Annotated in this window: 13 protein-coding genes; 4 read left to right on the top strand and 9 right to left on the bottom strand. The window is 60.7% G+C overall.

What is annotated here, in order from left to right; genetic code table 11:
* Positions 1 to 5: 5 nt before the first annotated feature.
* Positions 6 to 1,328 (top strand): TRAP transporter large permease, encoded by a 1,323-nt coding sequence (locus tag NTH_RS13160; RefSeq protein ID WP_338530436.1) that lies wholly within the window; start codon positions 6 to 8, stop codon positions 1,326 to 1,328.
* A 111-nt stretch (positions 1,329 to 1,439) separates the two neighbouring features.
* The gene (locus tag NTH_RS13155) at positions 1,440 to 2,261 is read left to right on the top strand and encodes an IclR family transcriptional regulator (protein WP_338530435.1); all 822 of its coding nucleotides are present in this window, start codon (positions 1,440 to 1,442) and stop codon (positions 2,259 to 2,261) included.
* A gap of 43 nt (positions 2,262 to 2,304) precedes the next feature.
* On the opposite strand, the gene NTH_RS13150 is transcribed toward NTH_RS13155, so the two are convergent.
* From NTH_RS13150 to NTH_RS13135, 4 genes are all read right to left on the bottom strand, one after another.
* Positions 2,305 to 2,991, bottom strand: coding sequence for a spermidine synthase (locus NTH_RS13150; protein ID WP_338530434.1), 687 nt, complete (start codon positions 2,989 to 2,991; stop codon positions 2,305 to 2,307).
* Between the two features lie 215 nt (positions 2,992 to 3,206).
* Positions 3,207 to 3,554: a nuclear transport factor 2 family protein gene (locus NTH_RS13145; RefSeq protein WP_338530433.1), complete on the bottom strand. Its 348-nt coding sequence runs from the start codon at positions 3,552 to 3,554 to the stop codon at positions 3,207 to 3,209.
* A gap of 370 nt (positions 3,555 to 3,924) precedes the next feature.
* The gene (locus tag NTH_RS13140; protein ID WP_338531908.1) at positions 3,925 to 4,410 is read right to left on the bottom strand and encodes a hypothetical protein; all 486 of its coding nucleotides are present in this window, start codon (positions 4,408 to 4,410) and stop codon (positions 3,925 to 3,927) included.
* Between the two features lie 11 nt (positions 4,411 to 4,421).
* A complete protein-coding gene (locus NTH_RS13135; protein WP_338530432.1) occupies positions 4,422 to 5,255 on the bottom strand; it encodes a response regulator transcription factor in 834 nt (277 codons plus the stop codon).
* 1,001 nt (positions 5,256 to 6,256) lie between these two features.
* On the opposite strand from NTH_RS13135, the gene NTH_RS13130 reads away from it, so the two are divergent.
* Entirely contained in the window at positions 6,257 to 6,943 is a 687-nt protein-coding gene (locus tag NTH_RS13130) for a GGDEF domain-containing protein (protein ID WP_338530431.1), read from the top strand.
* 69 nt (positions 6,944 to 7,012) lie between these two features.
* On the opposite strand, the gene cueR is transcribed toward NTH_RS13130, so the two are convergent.
* On the bottom strand, positions 7,013 to 7,405 hold the full coding sequence (gene cueR / locus NTH_RS13125; protein ID WP_338530430.1) for a Cu(I)-responsive transcriptional regulator: 393 nt from the start codon (positions 7,403 to 7,405) through the stop codon (positions 7,013 to 7,015).
* Positions 7,406 to 7,646: 241 nt separating this feature from the next.
* On the opposite strand from cueR, the gene NTH_RS13120 reads away from it, so the two are divergent.
* Positions 7,647 to 8,456, top strand: coding sequence for a Ku protein (locus NTH_RS13120; protein ID WP_338530429.1), 810 nt, complete (start codon positions 7,647 to 7,649; stop codon positions 8,454 to 8,456).
* Here the strand turns inward: NTH_RS13120 and ligD are convergent, their stop codons facing one another.
* From ligD to NTH_RS13100, 4 genes are all read right to left on the bottom strand, one after another.
* Positions 8,457 to 10,943, bottom strand: a complete 2,487-nt coding sequence (ligD, locus tag NTH_RS13115) for a DNA ligase D (protein ID WP_338530428.1) — start codon at positions 10,941 to 10,943, stop codon at positions 8,457 to 8,459.
* A 1-nt stretch (position 10,944) separates the two neighbouring features.
* Positions 10,945 to 11,781: a Ku protein gene (locus tag NTH_RS13110; protein ID WP_338530427.1), complete on the bottom strand. Its 837-nt coding sequence runs from the start codon at positions 11,779 to 11,781 to the stop codon at positions 10,945 to 10,947.
* 213 nt (positions 11,782 to 11,994) lie between these two features.
* On the bottom strand, positions 11,995 to 13,581 hold the full coding sequence (locus NTH_RS13105; RefSeq protein ID WP_422392440.1) for an FGGY-family carbohydrate kinase: 1,587 nt from the start codon (positions 13,579 to 13,581) through the stop codon (positions 11,995 to 11,997).
* A complete protein-coding gene (locus NTH_RS13100) occupies positions 13,581 to 14,285 on the bottom strand; it encodes an HAD family hydrolase (protein ID WP_338530425.1) in 705 nt (234 codons plus the stop codon). The genes NTH_RS13105 and NTH_RS13100 overlap by 1 nt, the downstream gene beginning before the upstream one ends.
* Positions 14,286 to 14,291: the final 6 nt, after the last annotated feature.

Raw genomic sequence — 14,291 nt, 5'->3', positions numbered from 1 at the left:
ACGACGTGCAAAACGAACTCCTTCTCGGCCTGTCCGGACTTGGCATCCTGATCGTCATGATCGTGCTGCGCATGCCCATCGCATACGCCATGATCATTGTCGGAGCGGGCGGCATCGTCATGCTTTCGGGCCCGCTCGTGCTGATGTCGCAGATGAAGACGCTCGCCTATGGCGTCTTCGCCAACTACGATCTCTCGGTCGTCCCGCTATTCGTGCTGATGGGACACCTGGCCACCCATGCAGGGCTCTCCCAAAGCCTTTTCCGCGGTGCCAATGCCTGGCTCGGACGGTTCCGCGGCGGTGTGGCCATGTCGGCGGTCGCCGCCTGCGCCGGCTTCGGCGCGGTCTGCGGCTCCTCTCTCGCCACCGCCTCCACCATGGGTCACGTCGCCCTGCCCGAACTAAAGCGCTACCGCTATTCGCCAGCTCTTGCCACGGGTACACTGGCCGCCGGCGGCGTGCTGGGCATCTTGATTCCACCCTCGGTCGTGCTGGTCGTCTACTCGATCATCGTCGAGGCCAACATCGTCCAGATGTTCGCCGCCGCCCTCATCCCCGGCATCCTGGCCGTAATCCTGTTCATCCTGACCATCGCGGTCTATGTGCGCGTCTTCCCTGATTCCGGACCGCGCGCCGACCCGGTTTCGCGGCAGGAATTCATTACAGCGACCCTGGGAGTGCTGCCCGTCGCCATCATTTTCGGCCTTGTCATCGGCGGCATCTATCTAGGCTTCTTCAATCCGACGCCCGCCGCGGCCATAGGCGTGTTCCTGGTGCTGGCCTACGGAATTGCCACCCGGCTCGTGGGCCTTGGCGCGATACGCGCCGCACTTCTTGCGACAGCCAGGACATCGGGCATGATCTACCTCATCCTGCTGGGCGCCGAACTCCTGGAGATTTTCATGTCGCGCGGCGGCGTTCCGCAGGCCGCCGCACAAATGATGGCGACGAGCGGCCTGGCACCACTGACCATCCTCGTCCTGCTCCTCGCCGCGCTCATCCTGCTCGGCTGCCTGATGGACAGCCTGTCGATGATCCTGCTGGCCATCCCCTTCTTCTGGCCCGTCATATCCGGTCTCGACTTCGGCATGGGTCCCGAGGAGACGAAGATATGGTTTGGCATTCTGGCGCTGATCGTCGTCGAACTGGGGCTGATCACGCCGCCGGTCGGCATGAATGTCTTCGTCATCAGTGCAATCGCGCGCGACGTGCCGATGCGAGAGACCTTCAAAGGCGCGCTGCCCTTCTTTCTGGTCGAACTGGTGCGTGTGGCACTTCTAATCGCTTTCCCGTGGCTGGCGCTTGTATTGCCAGCAGTTCTAAAGTAGCGGGCGGCGGCCGGATCATTTCGAAGAGACGTTGAAATGTTCCAACTGCTTGATCTAACGCAATTCCAGAGGGGAAGCCGATTTCCACTTCCTGGAATTGCCTCTAGGTGAATGGACGGGATCGTGGTCGCGCAAATCAATGGATCGGTTGTCAAGGCGTTCGCCATCCTCAAACTGTTTTCTCAGGAGCGCCCTGAATTGACCGCCGCCGACGTGGCTCGCGAGACCGGCATGAACGCCATCACCGCACACCGGTTCCTGCGGACGCTCGAACATGTCGGCGCGCTGGTGGCCGTGACAAAGGGTATCTATCGGCTCGGCTACGTCTTTGCCGATCTCGGCGACCGCGTCCTGCGCAACGATGCGCTGGCACGCCTCCTGCAGCCATTTCTCAATCGCCTCACCGAGGAATTGCAGGAGGCGACGATGGCCACGGTGTTCCGTTCCGACATGGTGACCTGTATCGCCCGTGCCACATCGAAGCGCTCGCTCTCCGTGGATATCCGCGTGGGCACCCAGCTCGAAGCCTATTGCACGGCGCATGGAAAGACATGGCTGGCATACATGCCCGACCACGAGCGCGAACGTTATCTGCAATCCGTAGAGCGCGTGCGCTTCACCACGAACACGATCATCGACCTGGAAGCGCTGAATGCGGAACTGGAGAAAGTGCGGGAACAGCGCTACGCCATAAACGATTCGGAGCGCGAGGACGGCATACGCGCCGTGGCCGTTCCTATCCTTACCCGAACCGGCCGCATGATCGCGGGAATCTCGGCATTCGGACCTTCCAGCCGGTTCACCGAAAGCGCCATGCAGACGGCCCTGGGCCGCTTGCGCGCGACCGCACAAGAGGTTGAAGACAGCCTTTATGGCGCCGAGAGACGTCCTGTGGGTCCCGACGTCAGAGCAAAGCCGGCTCCGCAAGAGTGAGTTGCCGGTCGGCATCGCAATGCTGCGCCAAAGGCAGCGCGTGTCAGGCCCGCGAAGTCGAGGGACGGGTCGCCAGCCAGATGACGTGGCGTGCACCGCGCCGCGTGGTGCCGGCGCGCACAGCGACGTCCTCGACCGTAAAGCCGGCCTGGCGGAGCCGGCGCGTGAACGGAGCGTTGGGCCCGGACGACCAGACAGATAGAACGCCTCCGGGCGCGAGCGCTGTGAAAGCGGCGCGCAAACCGCGCGCATCATAGAGCAAATCGTTGCCTTTGCGGCTCAGCCCTTCCGGCCCATTATCCACGTCGAGCAGGATTGCGTCCCAAGCCGCGGGCCTTTCGCCGATTATGGCGCCAATATCGTTCTCGACGATGGTCACCCGCGGATCGTCAAGACTGTCGCCATGAAGAGCCGCCAAAGGCCCGCGCGCCCAGGCGACGACCGCGGGGACCAGCTCTACCACCGTGATCCGGGCCGCCTGCGTCAGAAGCGGCAATGCGGCGCGCAGCGTGAAACCCAGTCCGAGACCGCCAATCAGGATACGCGGAGCGGATGCCGCAAGGCGCTCGATCGTCAGGCGCGCCAATGCCGCCTCCGAGCCGCTGAGCCTGCTGTTCATCAGCTCATTGGCGCCCAACATTATCGAAAACTCGGTACCGCGCCGCTTCAGCCGCAGCGTCTCGCTGCCGCCCGGGATGTTTGCAGTGTCAAGCGTTTCCCAAGGAATCATTCAGGTGCTTTGAACAGGTGGCTGAATTTTTCTGGTTCAGTTCAGCGTTTCACGGAAACGCCAAACTGATCCAACTATCTGATTTTACCGCAATCCAGGACGGAAAACGGTTTCCACTTTTCCTGGAATTGCTACCCGAGGGCCTTCGCCTCCGAGAGCGATGTATCATATCCTGGCGAGCACTGCACTTTCTGCTGCGGCAGCACAACGTCGTTCTATATCTCGGCCGGGGTCTGCTGGTGCTGTACGATCTGCCAGCCATCTTCGCGCTGCACATAGGTCGACGTGCAATAGGCAAGGTAGGGGTCGCCGGTATCCCGCTCGCCCCTGGCGTAGTAGGCAAGGACGATGACCCCCTTGCTCCTGCAGACGGCCCTCCGAGTCATCGTCACGCTTTTCCAGCGCGGTGCATGCCTTATGCTCTCGGCGATCTTGATCCCTTGCATAATCCCGACCGGAGGCGAGAAGGCCATGACGCACTCGGGATGCAGCAGTTCCTCATAGGCTGCTGCGCCCTCCAGCCAGAGCCGCTCCTCGCTTTTCCAAACCTGATCATCGTTCATCTGGCTCTCCCTGAAACTAGAGACAAGACTCCCGGCAACGTTGGGGCCCGGTGGTCGCAGCCAGGAAGTCAATTGGTTCGACAATACATTGGTGCCTAAAACATCGGCCCGAAAATCGGAATTGATTTTCGGAAACCGCGATGGGGTAGATTCAGAGCGTTGGCGTTCGTGCGTCCAAATGGACGCACGGCGCTCGAACATTTAAGCTGCAATGGCTCGGGAGTTGCGGCAGCAACGCCTTGTTGTCCCGCCGATGATGCAGTCAAACTCGGCGAACGCACTGGGTTTGCATTGGATCTACTCCTCTTCGGGAGGCAGCAGGCAAGGTGTCACTCTGGTCGGCTGAAGCCGGGCAGAGCCACTGCGGTGGCTAGGAAACCGGGAACTTGTACTTTTCGGAGATGGCCCAGATGGCCTTGTTCATTTCAACAAGGGAGGAGATGCTCTTCGTTATCCTCTCCATTTCCATTTCGTCCAGGCTCTCGACCTTGCCATACCTGATTTCGTCCTTGCTCTCGACAATGCGCATGAGCTGGGTAATCCCGCGTCCGCTTTCGGGATCGAAAGAATAGATGCAGTGGTTGAACTTGTTGCGTAGGCTCGCTTCCTTGGACAACTGCCTTGTGACCTCGAGTATTTCCGTCCGACAGTCGGTCGGCGTCCTACGCATTTTTGCCAGACGTTCGACCAGGTCGATCCTGGCGCGCGGCGTGTTCAAGGTCAGGAAAATGACGATCGCCGTTTCCTTGTCAGTTCCGGCAAGTCCGGCGATGAGATAGATCAGCAGGCTTTCAGTGTTCGTCCAAGTGTAGTTCAATTGGCCGACGAGCAGAAGGATCTCCTGGAGCTTTGGCATGGCGGCACGCTTCAATGACCGGACGCTTTTCTGCGCGACGAGATCGCCTCCTGGTCCGATTCCGTATCCTCATTGGCCTCGTCGCCATGGCCTTTCACATGTCTGAAAAAAACAGCCGCCGCCTCCGTTCTGTTGTGAACACCCAATTTTCTTATGATGTTGTGAAGATGAATTTTCACCGTGTGCTCGGAGAGACCAAGGTCGGCAGCGATGATCTTGTTCTGGTAGCCGCGGGCTACCATAGCAAGAACTTCCAGTTCGCGCACGGTGAGGTCGTTCATCGTTTCGCTCCATTGCTCGTGCCTGACCGACCGGTGCGCATATTGCTCTGCCGGCGGGTTGGAATCCGCGGAACTGGACTGCTGTGGCCGTGGAAACAGCGTAGGCGGAAAGTACTCTCCTCCCTTTAGAATGATGCGTATGATCGCGAGCCAGATATCCAGGTTCACATCCATGGGCAGAATGCCGCGCACTGCCTCGAAATCCATGACCTGCATCAAGCTGGCCGGACTCCGGTTCTGAGCAGCCACCATGACTGCCGCCGAGGCAGAAGGATGCACGCACTTGACTGCGCTCCAGTTCTTCCGAAAGGCGTCAAGCAGGCTGATATCGACCAGAATGAGATGGACCTCCGAATCGAACCGGGTGCAGACCATGCCCGGTTCCAGTACATGAGAAACGGAAATCCAGCGGAACTCTCTTTCAACGGCTGCGACCAGGGCGTTAGAAACGCAACCTGGCGGTGCAACAATAAGTAGCTTTCTGCGGTAAGTGTTTTCGAGTGTGGAAGGAAAAGCCAAGGTGAACTGGCTAACTGCGGACGCACGACTTAGACGCTGTACCATTGGAGACGCCTCCCGCCCCCGATGAGAAAACTCCACCGTTTGGGCTGTCTCTCTATTAACAACTTGTTAATAACTATAAACCAAAACCTCAGCTGCCGGAATAGGCCGAAAGAGCTAGCGCTACTTTGATGAACGTCGAGCCCCTTTTTAGAATCCATGCGATAGGTCTTGTCTGAGCTGCTTCTCCTGGTAAGGAGGTAGTGACGCTTGAGCGCCGCCTTTCGCGGGCACCTGTTGAGGTCAACCGAAGGCATCACGTTCAAAAGAGACGGCCCGCTCCGCTGTGCAGCAGCCCCCGATGTCCTGCGCCGCCAGAGCCTGGTTTGACTTTCAACTCGATCTCAACCCAGCGCAACGAATTCTTTATCGACGAGCCAGCGACCTGGACGAAGAGGGCGCGACTGCAGGTCACGGCCTGCGCGGCGAGTGGTGCCGGGACGCAAGCCCGCCGAAGTTTCAGCACCTGTCATAGGTCACCGCCAGGCTAACCCGACAGCTTGAGCAGTGTGCCAGCGGTGCTCGTTCGGCCCGTCAATTGCCCATGCACGGCATAGGCCTTCCTCGTCGCGCGCTGCATCGTTTGTCGCCCTGTTGACGACCAGCTCATATAGCCCCGCTGAACTAGCCCCGCCGGATTAGATCGAGGAGGCGTTTTGCCAGGCCTACTTATTCAGAAATCGGACTGGGCCATCACGGAAATCGGCTTGCACCGTCGCGAAGGTGGGCGCGAAACTGATGTTCCAATCCCGCCCTTTTTCTTGCTAAAGATCGGCAGTGTGCCGTCAACAGACGCAAAGGCGCGCCAGAAAAGCCTCAAATGCGAATAATTCTGGAAATCGCGGCTTCACGACTCGTCGATAGTGATAGAGCAAGACTCAACAAGGGAGTGCGTATCCGTGCGGTTACCCGTGAGCCTAGGACGCGCAAAGTGGAGTAGCGTTGCCGGACTGACCACGTTGGGGACGCTTGGATGCCTCGCGTTCTCCGTTGGGTTCGATTACATGCTGCGCTATTTTGGCGACCCGGGATGGAGCCGGCTGGCCTTGGCGACCGTGGTGCCTGTCGTGATAGCTGGCCCTTTGTGGTTTTTCATCGGCATGAAGCTGCATGACCTTAGAAGCCTGCAGAAAAAATACGCCGATCGGCTGATGCATGATGGTTTGACCGGATGCCTGAACGGCCCCGTATTCTCCTCATTTGTCGAAGTGTCGATCGGTGTGAACCGGTCCAACGAACGCGCAGCCAAGGGCGCACTTTTGATAATCGACGTTGATCATTTTCGTGCGGCGAATGAGCGGTTTGGCCACGGTTGGGGAGACCGAGCTTTGCGGAAGCTGGCAGACGTGATCAGAGCCTCTGTGCGCGCCGGTGACCTGGTCGGGCGGGTCGGCGGGCAGGAATTTGGGGTCTTCCTCCCCGGCGCCTCTCGCGCAAATGCAGAGGACGTTGCCGAAAGGATCCGTGCAGCCATCGCCGAGTTGGATTTTGGTCCAGAGCGAGAACGGGGTCTGCTTACTGTAAGCGTCGGCGCCGCATTGTTCGAGGATGAGGTTGAATTTGAGGAAATCTTCCGGGCAGCCAGCCAACGTATGCGGGACGCCAAAGATGCCGGACGGAATCGTATCGAGTATTCATATTTCCCTTCGAGGGGCGCTGAGACACACCAGCCTCCAAGAGACTTGCATTAAATCACCGTTTCACAGAAGCGCCGGGCTGGTCCAACCATCGTCAGGAACAGCAGGCAGACACCACCCTTCTCAATGCGCCGCTCCGGCCAGATCATCGATTATCGGGCAATTGGGGCGGTGGTCACCATGGCAATTCGAGATCAGATGAGACAAGACCGCGCTAAGGCTCTGTAACTGGGCGATCTTGGCGTCGATCTCCTCCAGTTTCTGGGTGGCAATCGCCTTCACACTAGCGCTGTCACGGTTCTTGTCCGCGTAAAGCGAGAGGAGCTGGCGGCACTCCTCGACGCTGAAGCCAAGGCTGCGCGCCCGCTGCAGGAATTTCAGCCTGTGCACGTCTTCGACGGTGTAGTCGCGGTAGCCGTTGAGGGCGCGGGATGCCTGCACCAACCCGATATCTTCGTAATAGCGGATCGTTTTTGGGGGAAGGCCCGAACGTTCCGCCGCTGCTCCAATGTTCATCCTGCCAACTCCAAGTTTTCGGTGGCTTCGGACATATAAAGGTTCCAGTTTCTGGAAACACAAGTATCGAGCTAGGGAATTCAAGTGCGCTGGGATGGCTGCAGCAGGGCGCCGGCGGCCATCGCACTGCTTTGCGCGGGACAACCCGTCTCCATCGCTAGCAGCAACACTCAATGCGCGCTTTGACACCTGAAACCATATCCATGTCCGCGCGTTCCCCGTCTTTGCCCGGAGACCCGATATGGCGCCGCGCCCTTACTGGAAAGGCCACCTGAAGCTGTCGCTCGTCACCTGCCCGGTGAGCCTGACGCCGGCCACCACTGAGAGCGAAAAGGTGCGCTTCCATACGATCAACAGCGAGACAGGCCACCGCGTTCGCAGCCGCTATGTCGACGCGGAAACGGGCAAACCGGTTGCCGATGAGGACGAGGTGAGGGGCTATGAGACCGAAGAAGGCCAGCACGTCATAATCGAGGACGAGGAGCTGGAGGCCGTCGGCCTGGAGAGCACACGCACGATCGACATCGACCAGTTCGTGCAGGCCGACACGATCGAGTGGATCTGGTACGATACGCCCTACTACCTGATGCCGGACGATGAGGTCGCGCAGGAGGCTTTCGCGGTCATCCGCGAGGCCATGGCCGCGACCGGCATGGTCGGCATATCACGCCTTGTGCTTTCCCGGCGGGAACGGGCGGTGATGCTGGAGCCGCGCGGCAAGGGCATCGTTCTGTGGACGCTGCGTTATGGCGACGAGGTGCGCGAGCCCGACGAGATTTTCGGCGACAAGGAGGAAAGAAAGCCGGAACAGCGGCTGGTCAAGCTCGTCCAAACGCTCATTGAAGACCAGACGACAACCTGGGACCCCTCCCTCGTCAAAGATCCGGTCCAGGGGCGGCTGAAGGAAATCATCGAGAGCAAACAGAAGAAGAAGGCCAAGAAGCCGGCGAAGCCGAAGAAGGGAGAGGAGCCGGAGGTGCCGAGCAACGTCGTCAACATCATGGACGCGCTGAAAAAGTCGATTTCGCAGGAGAAGAAGGGCCGCAGATGATCAGGCCGCTCGTTTCCTGCGACCGCCGAGCGGAACGGCCACTTTCCAAAAGTCCTCCCACGGATCGATACGGAGCGCAGCCAAGCGCGTCGGTGCGTTCTGCACCGTAAAATACTCAGGCCCGATCGCAGCGCTGAGTTCGTTCCAGTCGAGCGGCATGGAAACCGCCGCGCCTGGCCGGGCACGGGTCGAATAGGGAGCGACAGCGGTCGCGCCCCGGCCGTTGCGCAGATAGTCGACAAGAATTTTGCCCTTCCGTTTCGACTTCGTCACGGTGGCAACGAAACGGTCGGGACTATCTGAAGCCATGGCGTCGGCTACGGACTTGGCAAAGCGCTTTACATCGTCCCACTCCGCCCGTGGCTGCAGGGGAGCCACCACATGGAGCCCCTTGCCGCCGGTCGTCTTGACGAAACTCTCCAGCCCGAGATCGAGAAACCGTTGGCGCACTTCCAGCGCAGCCTGGATCACCTCGCCCCATTCCACATCCGGACCGGGATCAAGGTCCATATTAATGAGATCCGGCTTTTCCAGGTCATCAAGGACAGATCCCCAAGGGTGGATTTCGAGGACGCCGCCCTGGACCAGCCCGAGCAGGCCCGGCAATCCGTCGATGGCGATGATCGGCTCGTCACCCTCGTCTTTGGGATCATACGCCCTCAGGAGTTCCTTCGACTGGCCGCGCCAGGCGTGCTTCTGGAAAAAGCACTGGCCGCCGACGCCGTCGGGGCAACGCACCAACGCAAGCGGGCGGTTGACGATAAATGGCCCCATGTGCCGCCAGACTTCAGAATAGTAATCGGCCAGACCCTGCTTCGTGACGCCGGCGTCTTTCCAGTACAGCCGGTCCGGATGGGTGAGCCGGATCAGGTTCGGCGCCTTCTCGGGCGGCGCTTGTGCTGTGGATTCCCGGACCACCTCCTCTGGCTTCTTGTCCTCGCGCAGGCCCCGAAAAGAGGCATGCCTGACGATGCCGTCGGCCGTCCAGACGCGGAACTCGACCTCCGCCACCAGTTCCGGCCGCACGAATTTCGCCTGTCGCGCCTCCTCGGCAGCGAGCTTGTGCGCGAACGGGCTCTCCTTTTGCTGGAGTTTCAGCAACTTTTGGTAAAGCTCTTCCGCGACCTTCTGCGAGAATCCGGTGCCAACCCTGCCGGCATAGATCAGCTTGCCGCCGTCATAGTAGCCCAAAGCCAAGGAGCCGATCGCCTTGCTCGACACCGAGGACGGGACGAATCCTCCAATAACGAATTCCTGGCGCTGGGAGCACGTCGACTTGATCCAGTCCTTTCCCCTTCCCGACCGGTAGGGTGCGTTGCGGTCCTTGGATACGACGCCTTCCAGGCTCATGCGACAGGCGTGACGCAGCACGATTTCGCCATTCTCCTCGAAATGCTCGCTGTAACGCACGATACTTGCCGCATCCTGCGTCAATGTCTGAAGCGCCGCTTTTCGTTCTATGAGAGGCACGGGCCGAAGATCGTAGCCGTCGAGATAAAGCAGATCGAAGACATAGAGGACGAGCCGGTCGGTTCGTCCCGCGCCAAGATCGGCCTGGAGGGCAGAGAAATCGGACGCGCCCCCGACGCCTTCCACCACCAATTCGGCGTCGATGATGGCGTCTTTTAGCGGAAGACTGGACAGTGCCGTGGAAATGGCAGGGCCGAACTTGTCCGTCCAATCAAGCCCGCTCCGGGTGAAGAGCTTCGTCTTTCCAGCGCGGACGTGCCCCTGCAGGCGATAGCCGTCGAACTTGATCTCGTGCAGCCACTTCTTTGCAGTCGGCGACGTGCTCTTGAGCGTAGCGAGGGCGGGTTCGATGAAGCCGGGATAGCCGGCCTTCTTCGCCTGCTTGGGCATCTGGGGCTTTGCTGCGCCGGGAACGTCGATCTTGCCGGTCTTGGACGACCAGCCGGGCGCTTCGCTTTCGACCTCGTCGACGAGCCTGCCCGTCTTCACCGATTCCGGGCGCTCTTCAAGAATGTCGGGATCGCCTTCCGTTCGGGCGAACTCGTCATCGCCCTTGATCAGCAGCCAGTTCTCCTTCTTCTCGCGCGGCTTGTGCGCCATCCGCACGAGGTGCCACCGTCCACCGAGTTTCTCTCCATGAATCTCGAAGTCGAGATGCCCCTTGGCGTAGCCTTTCCTGGCGTCTCCAATCGGCGACCAGCTGCCGCGATCCCAGAGGATCACGGTGCCCCCGCCATACTCGCCCTTCGGGATCGTTCCTTCGAATTCGCCGTACTCGAGGGGATGGTCCTCCACATGCACCGCCAGCCGCTTTTCACCGGGTATGAGGCTCGGTCCCTTGGTCACCGCCCAACTCTTCAGAACGCCGTCCATTTCCAGACGCAGGTCGTAATGAAGACGCCGCGCCGCATGCTTCTGGATCAGATAGCTGTTGGAGCCGGCGGATTTTCCCGTCTTGCCCCGCGGCTCCGGCGTGGACTTGAAGTCGCGCTTCTTGCGGTAGGTGGTGAGAGCCATGTCAGCCGGCCTTGCGGCGCTTTGCCGGTTCCGCCTTCTTGCGCTTGGAGGAGGCGGCCTTCTTTTGCGCCTTGGCGCTTTCGCGCAGCGCATCCATGAGGCTGACAACCTTGGCTTCCTTTGGACGCTTCGGCGCCTTGATCTCACGCCCTTCCATCTTGGCCTTGACGAGTTCGGCCAGAGCCAGGTCATAACGGTCATCGAACTCGCGCGGGTCGAACTGACCGGCCTTCGTATTGATTATGTGCTTGGCAAGCTCGAGCATTTCGCCCTCGATCTTGATCTCCGGAAGATCTCGGAAAACCTCCTCGGCCGCGCGGACCTCATAGTCGAAATTGAGCGTATTGGCGACGAGACCAGGCCCCTGTGCCCGCAGGAGCAGCTTGCGGACACGGCGGAACAGCACGGCACGCCCGAGCGCAGCCACGTTCTTGCGGCGCATGCCTTCGCGTATGACGGCAAAGGACTCTCCAAGGATGCCGCCGGAAGGAGCGATGTAGTAGGGTCGGTCGAAATAGACGGTGTCGACATCCTGACAAGCAATGAAGGCTTCGATGTGGACCGTTTTATCGCTCTCCGGAACCGCCTCGGCGATCTCCTCCGGCTGCAGGATCACATACTGGTCTTCGCCGGTTTCGTAGCCCTTTACCTGCTGATCGCGCTCGACGGGTTCTTCCGTCTCTTCATCGAAATACTGCCTATGCACTCGATGGCCGGTTTTGCGGTTCAGTACATGAAACGAGACTCGTTTGGATGTGGTCGCGCCAGCGTAGAGCGCGACGGGAAAGGCAAGCTCGGAGAGTTTGACATAGCCTTTCCAGGTTGCACGAGGCGCCACTTGGGTACTCCACTCATAACATAGCCGATTCAACGCTGGGCGATGGGAGATGTTCCCTTTTGCGGTTTCTCCATAAGAACAAGAAGGCGTCGCTGTGCACTTGAATCACTGGCTTGCTGCCGCAGTTTGGCAGCCGCTGATCCTGCGTTGACCTGCTGCTCGCGCGGGAGAGCCCTTTGCAGCCAGCGTTTGGTTGTCCGGAGGCGGCGTCCGTTAGGATAGCATCGCGTCGATCGAACGGCGCTGACGGTGCATTTCGAGGAAGATCAGATAGTCCCGCTCAAATCTGTCCCGCGAAGCCGGATCGGGGAGGCGCATTCGTCCGCCCCTGTCCATCGCGATGCACGCCTGCGACAGATCGGGGTAAAGACCCGCCGCCGTCGCGGCGACCATGCCCGTGCCGAGAAGCACGGCGTCCTCGGCTTGCGGCTCGACCACCGTGCAACCGGTGGCGTCGGCATAAAGCTCCATGAGCAGCGGGTTCTTCACATGCCCGCCCGTCACATGCAGCGTGTCGATGCCGTAGCCGCTCTTGTTGAGCGCATCCAGGATATGTCGGATGCCGAACGCTATTGCCACGGCCGTACGCCAGTAGAGCCGGCAGAGGCTGTCGAAGGAGGAGTCGAGGGTCAGCCCTGAAATGACGCCGACCGCATGCGGGTCGCCCAGCGGCGAACGGTTGCCGTGGAAATCCGGCAGCACATGCAGACGCGAGGCCAGAGCAGGGCCCTCCTGTTCGCGCAGTTCAATGATGCGCCCGACGATCTTCTGATGCATGGCCGCATCGGGCTCACCGCCGGCACCGTGCCAGCGAATGATGTGGTCGAGCAGAGCGCCCGAGACCGACTGTCCGCCCTCCCCGACCCAATAGCCCGGAAGCGCGGCACCGAGATAAGGTCCCCAGACACCGCGTACGGGTCTCGGCTCCGGGGAAAAGGCCATGATACAGCTCGACGTGCCGGCGATGAGTGCCATATGCCTGTCGATGCTTGCAGCATTGCCGGCAAAGCCTCCCAGCACCCCGAGCGCCCCGCCATGGGCGTCGATCAAACCCGCGCCCACCCGGCATTGCTCGGTTAGACCGAGCTCGCCGGCAGCTGCCGGCGTAAGCGGCCCGAGATCGGTGCCGATGGCGCTCGCCGTTTCCGGCAATGCTCCGCGCTCCAGCATGTCGCCTATTCCCACTCCGGCGAAAAAGTCCTGCTGCCACCCCGGCGTCTCGTGGGCCAGATAGCCCCATTTGCAGGTCAGGGTGCACTGGGAGCGTTCGAGGCTGCCCGAAGCCTTCCAGGACAGAAAATCGGCGAGGTCGAAGAAGTGCCCGGCGACCTTCCAGCTTTCCGGCAGATTGCGCTTCAGCCACATCAGCTTCGGTGTCTGCATCTCCGGCGACATGACGCCGCCGACATAGTCGAGCACCCGATGCCCGGTGGCCGTGCATTCGTCCGCCTCGTCAATTGCCCGGTGATCGAGCCATACAATCGTATCCCAACGCTTCTGGCCCGTGAGAGAGACGCTGACCTGTGCACCGGCCGGATCGCGGACGACGAGCGAGCACGTGGCGTCAAAGCTGATCCCGGCGATCGCGTCGGCTCTAGCCCCGGCCCGTTGCAACGCCGCCCGCACGCTCTGGCACACAGCCTTCCAGATGTCTTCCGAATCATGCTCGGCATAATTGGCCTGTGGCCTGTTCATCAGGATCGGCTTTTCGGCGCGCCCGAGAAGTCTGCCCTCGCGGTCGAGCACCCCTGCGCGGGCGCTGCCGGTACCCACGTCCACCGCCACCACAAGATCGCGCATCATGAAACCTTCTGCGTTCCTCCAAGCCCGGCAAGGTGCCACGGCAGGCCATCCATCTTGTCAAAGATCAAATCGGGTTCCAAGCGGCGCAGCAGGTCGCGATGCGCTTTGCCCGTCGCATGCGAGGCGCCGGCGAAGCAAAGCACCCGCATGCCTGCTCTTCTGGCCGCCTCCAGGCCGGCCGGACTGTCCTCGACGACCACGCAGCGCTTAGGCTCGACGCCCATCGCACGCGCTGCATGAAGGAAAAGATCTGGCGCCGGCTTGCCGCGCGCCACCATGCTGGCGCTGAAGATGTGCGGCTCGAAGCGAGCCAGCACTCCCGTCACCTCCAGCGAAAGCCGTATCCGCTCCGGCTGGCTGGACGAGGCCACGCAGTAGGGCACGGAAAGACCGTCGAGCGCGGCTGAAAGACCATCAATGCATCGCAATTCGGCGCGGAAGACGGCGTAGAGCCGCTGGCGCATGCGCTCCAGCGCAGCCTCGTCGAGGTCGACGGCGAAGCAATCCTGGAGAAGCGCGGTGATCGTCGTCAGGCTGCGGCCTAGGAAGAGCTCATAGGCGGTGTCGGATTCGATCTCGATGCCATTCTCCGCGATGGTCTCCAGCAGCACGCGCATGGACAGGGGTTCACTGTCCACCAGCACGCCGTCGCAGTCGAAGATGACCAGGCCGATGGGAGAAGTTATGTGGTCCTCTCTCATCCTCCG

The organism is Nitratireductor thuwali, from assembly GCF_036621415.1.
GTDB lineage: Bacteria > Pseudomonadota > Alphaproteobacteria > Rhizobiales > Rhizobiaceae > Chelativorans > Chelativorans thuwali.
This window is presented reverse-complemented; position numbering and strand designations above follow the sequence as displayed.

Coding starts and splice junctions, on each gene's coding strand:
- NTH_RS13155 (WP_338530435.1), top strand. CDS start 1,440: ATGGACGGGATCGTGGTCGCGCAAATCAATGGATCGGTTGTCAAGGCG.
- NTH_RS13150 (WP_338530434.1), bottom strand. CDS start 2,991: ATGATTCCTTGGGAAACGCTTGACACTGCAAACATCCCGGGCGGCAGC.
- NTH_RS13145 (WP_338530433.1), bottom strand. CDS start 3,554: ATGAACGATGATCAGGTTTGGAAAAGCGAGGAGCGGCTCTGGCTGGAG.
- NTH_RS13140 (WP_338531908.1), bottom strand. CDS start 4,410: ATGCCAAAGCTCCAGGAGATCCTTCTGCTCGTCGGCCAATTGAACTAC.
- NTH_RS13135 (WP_338530432.1), bottom strand. CDS start 5,255: ATGGTACAGCGTCTAAGTCGTGCGTCCGCAGTTAGCCAGTTCACCTTG.
- NTH_RS13130 (WP_338530431.1), top strand. CDS start 6,257: ATGCTGCGCTATTTTGGCGACCCGGGATGGAGCCGGCTGGCCTTGGCG.
- cueR (WP_338530430.1), bottom strand. CDS start 7,405: ATGAACATTGGAGCAGCGGCGGAACGTTCGGGCCTTCCCCCAAAAACG.
- NTH_RS13120 (WP_338530429.1), top strand. CDS start 7,647: ATGGCGCCGCGCCCTTACTGGAAAGGCCACCTGAAGCTGTCGCTCGTC.
- ligD (WP_338530428.1), bottom strand. CDS start 10,943: ATGGCTCTCACCACCTACCGCAAGAAGCGCGACTTCAAGTCCACGCCG.
- NTH_RS13105 (WP_422392440.1), bottom strand. CDS start 13,581: ATGCGCGATCTTGTGGTGGCGGTGGACGTGGGTACCGGCAGCGCCCGC.
- NTH_RS13100 (WP_338530425.1), bottom strand. CDS start 14,285: ATGAGAGAGGACCACATAACTTCTCCCATCGGCCTGGTCATCTTCGAC.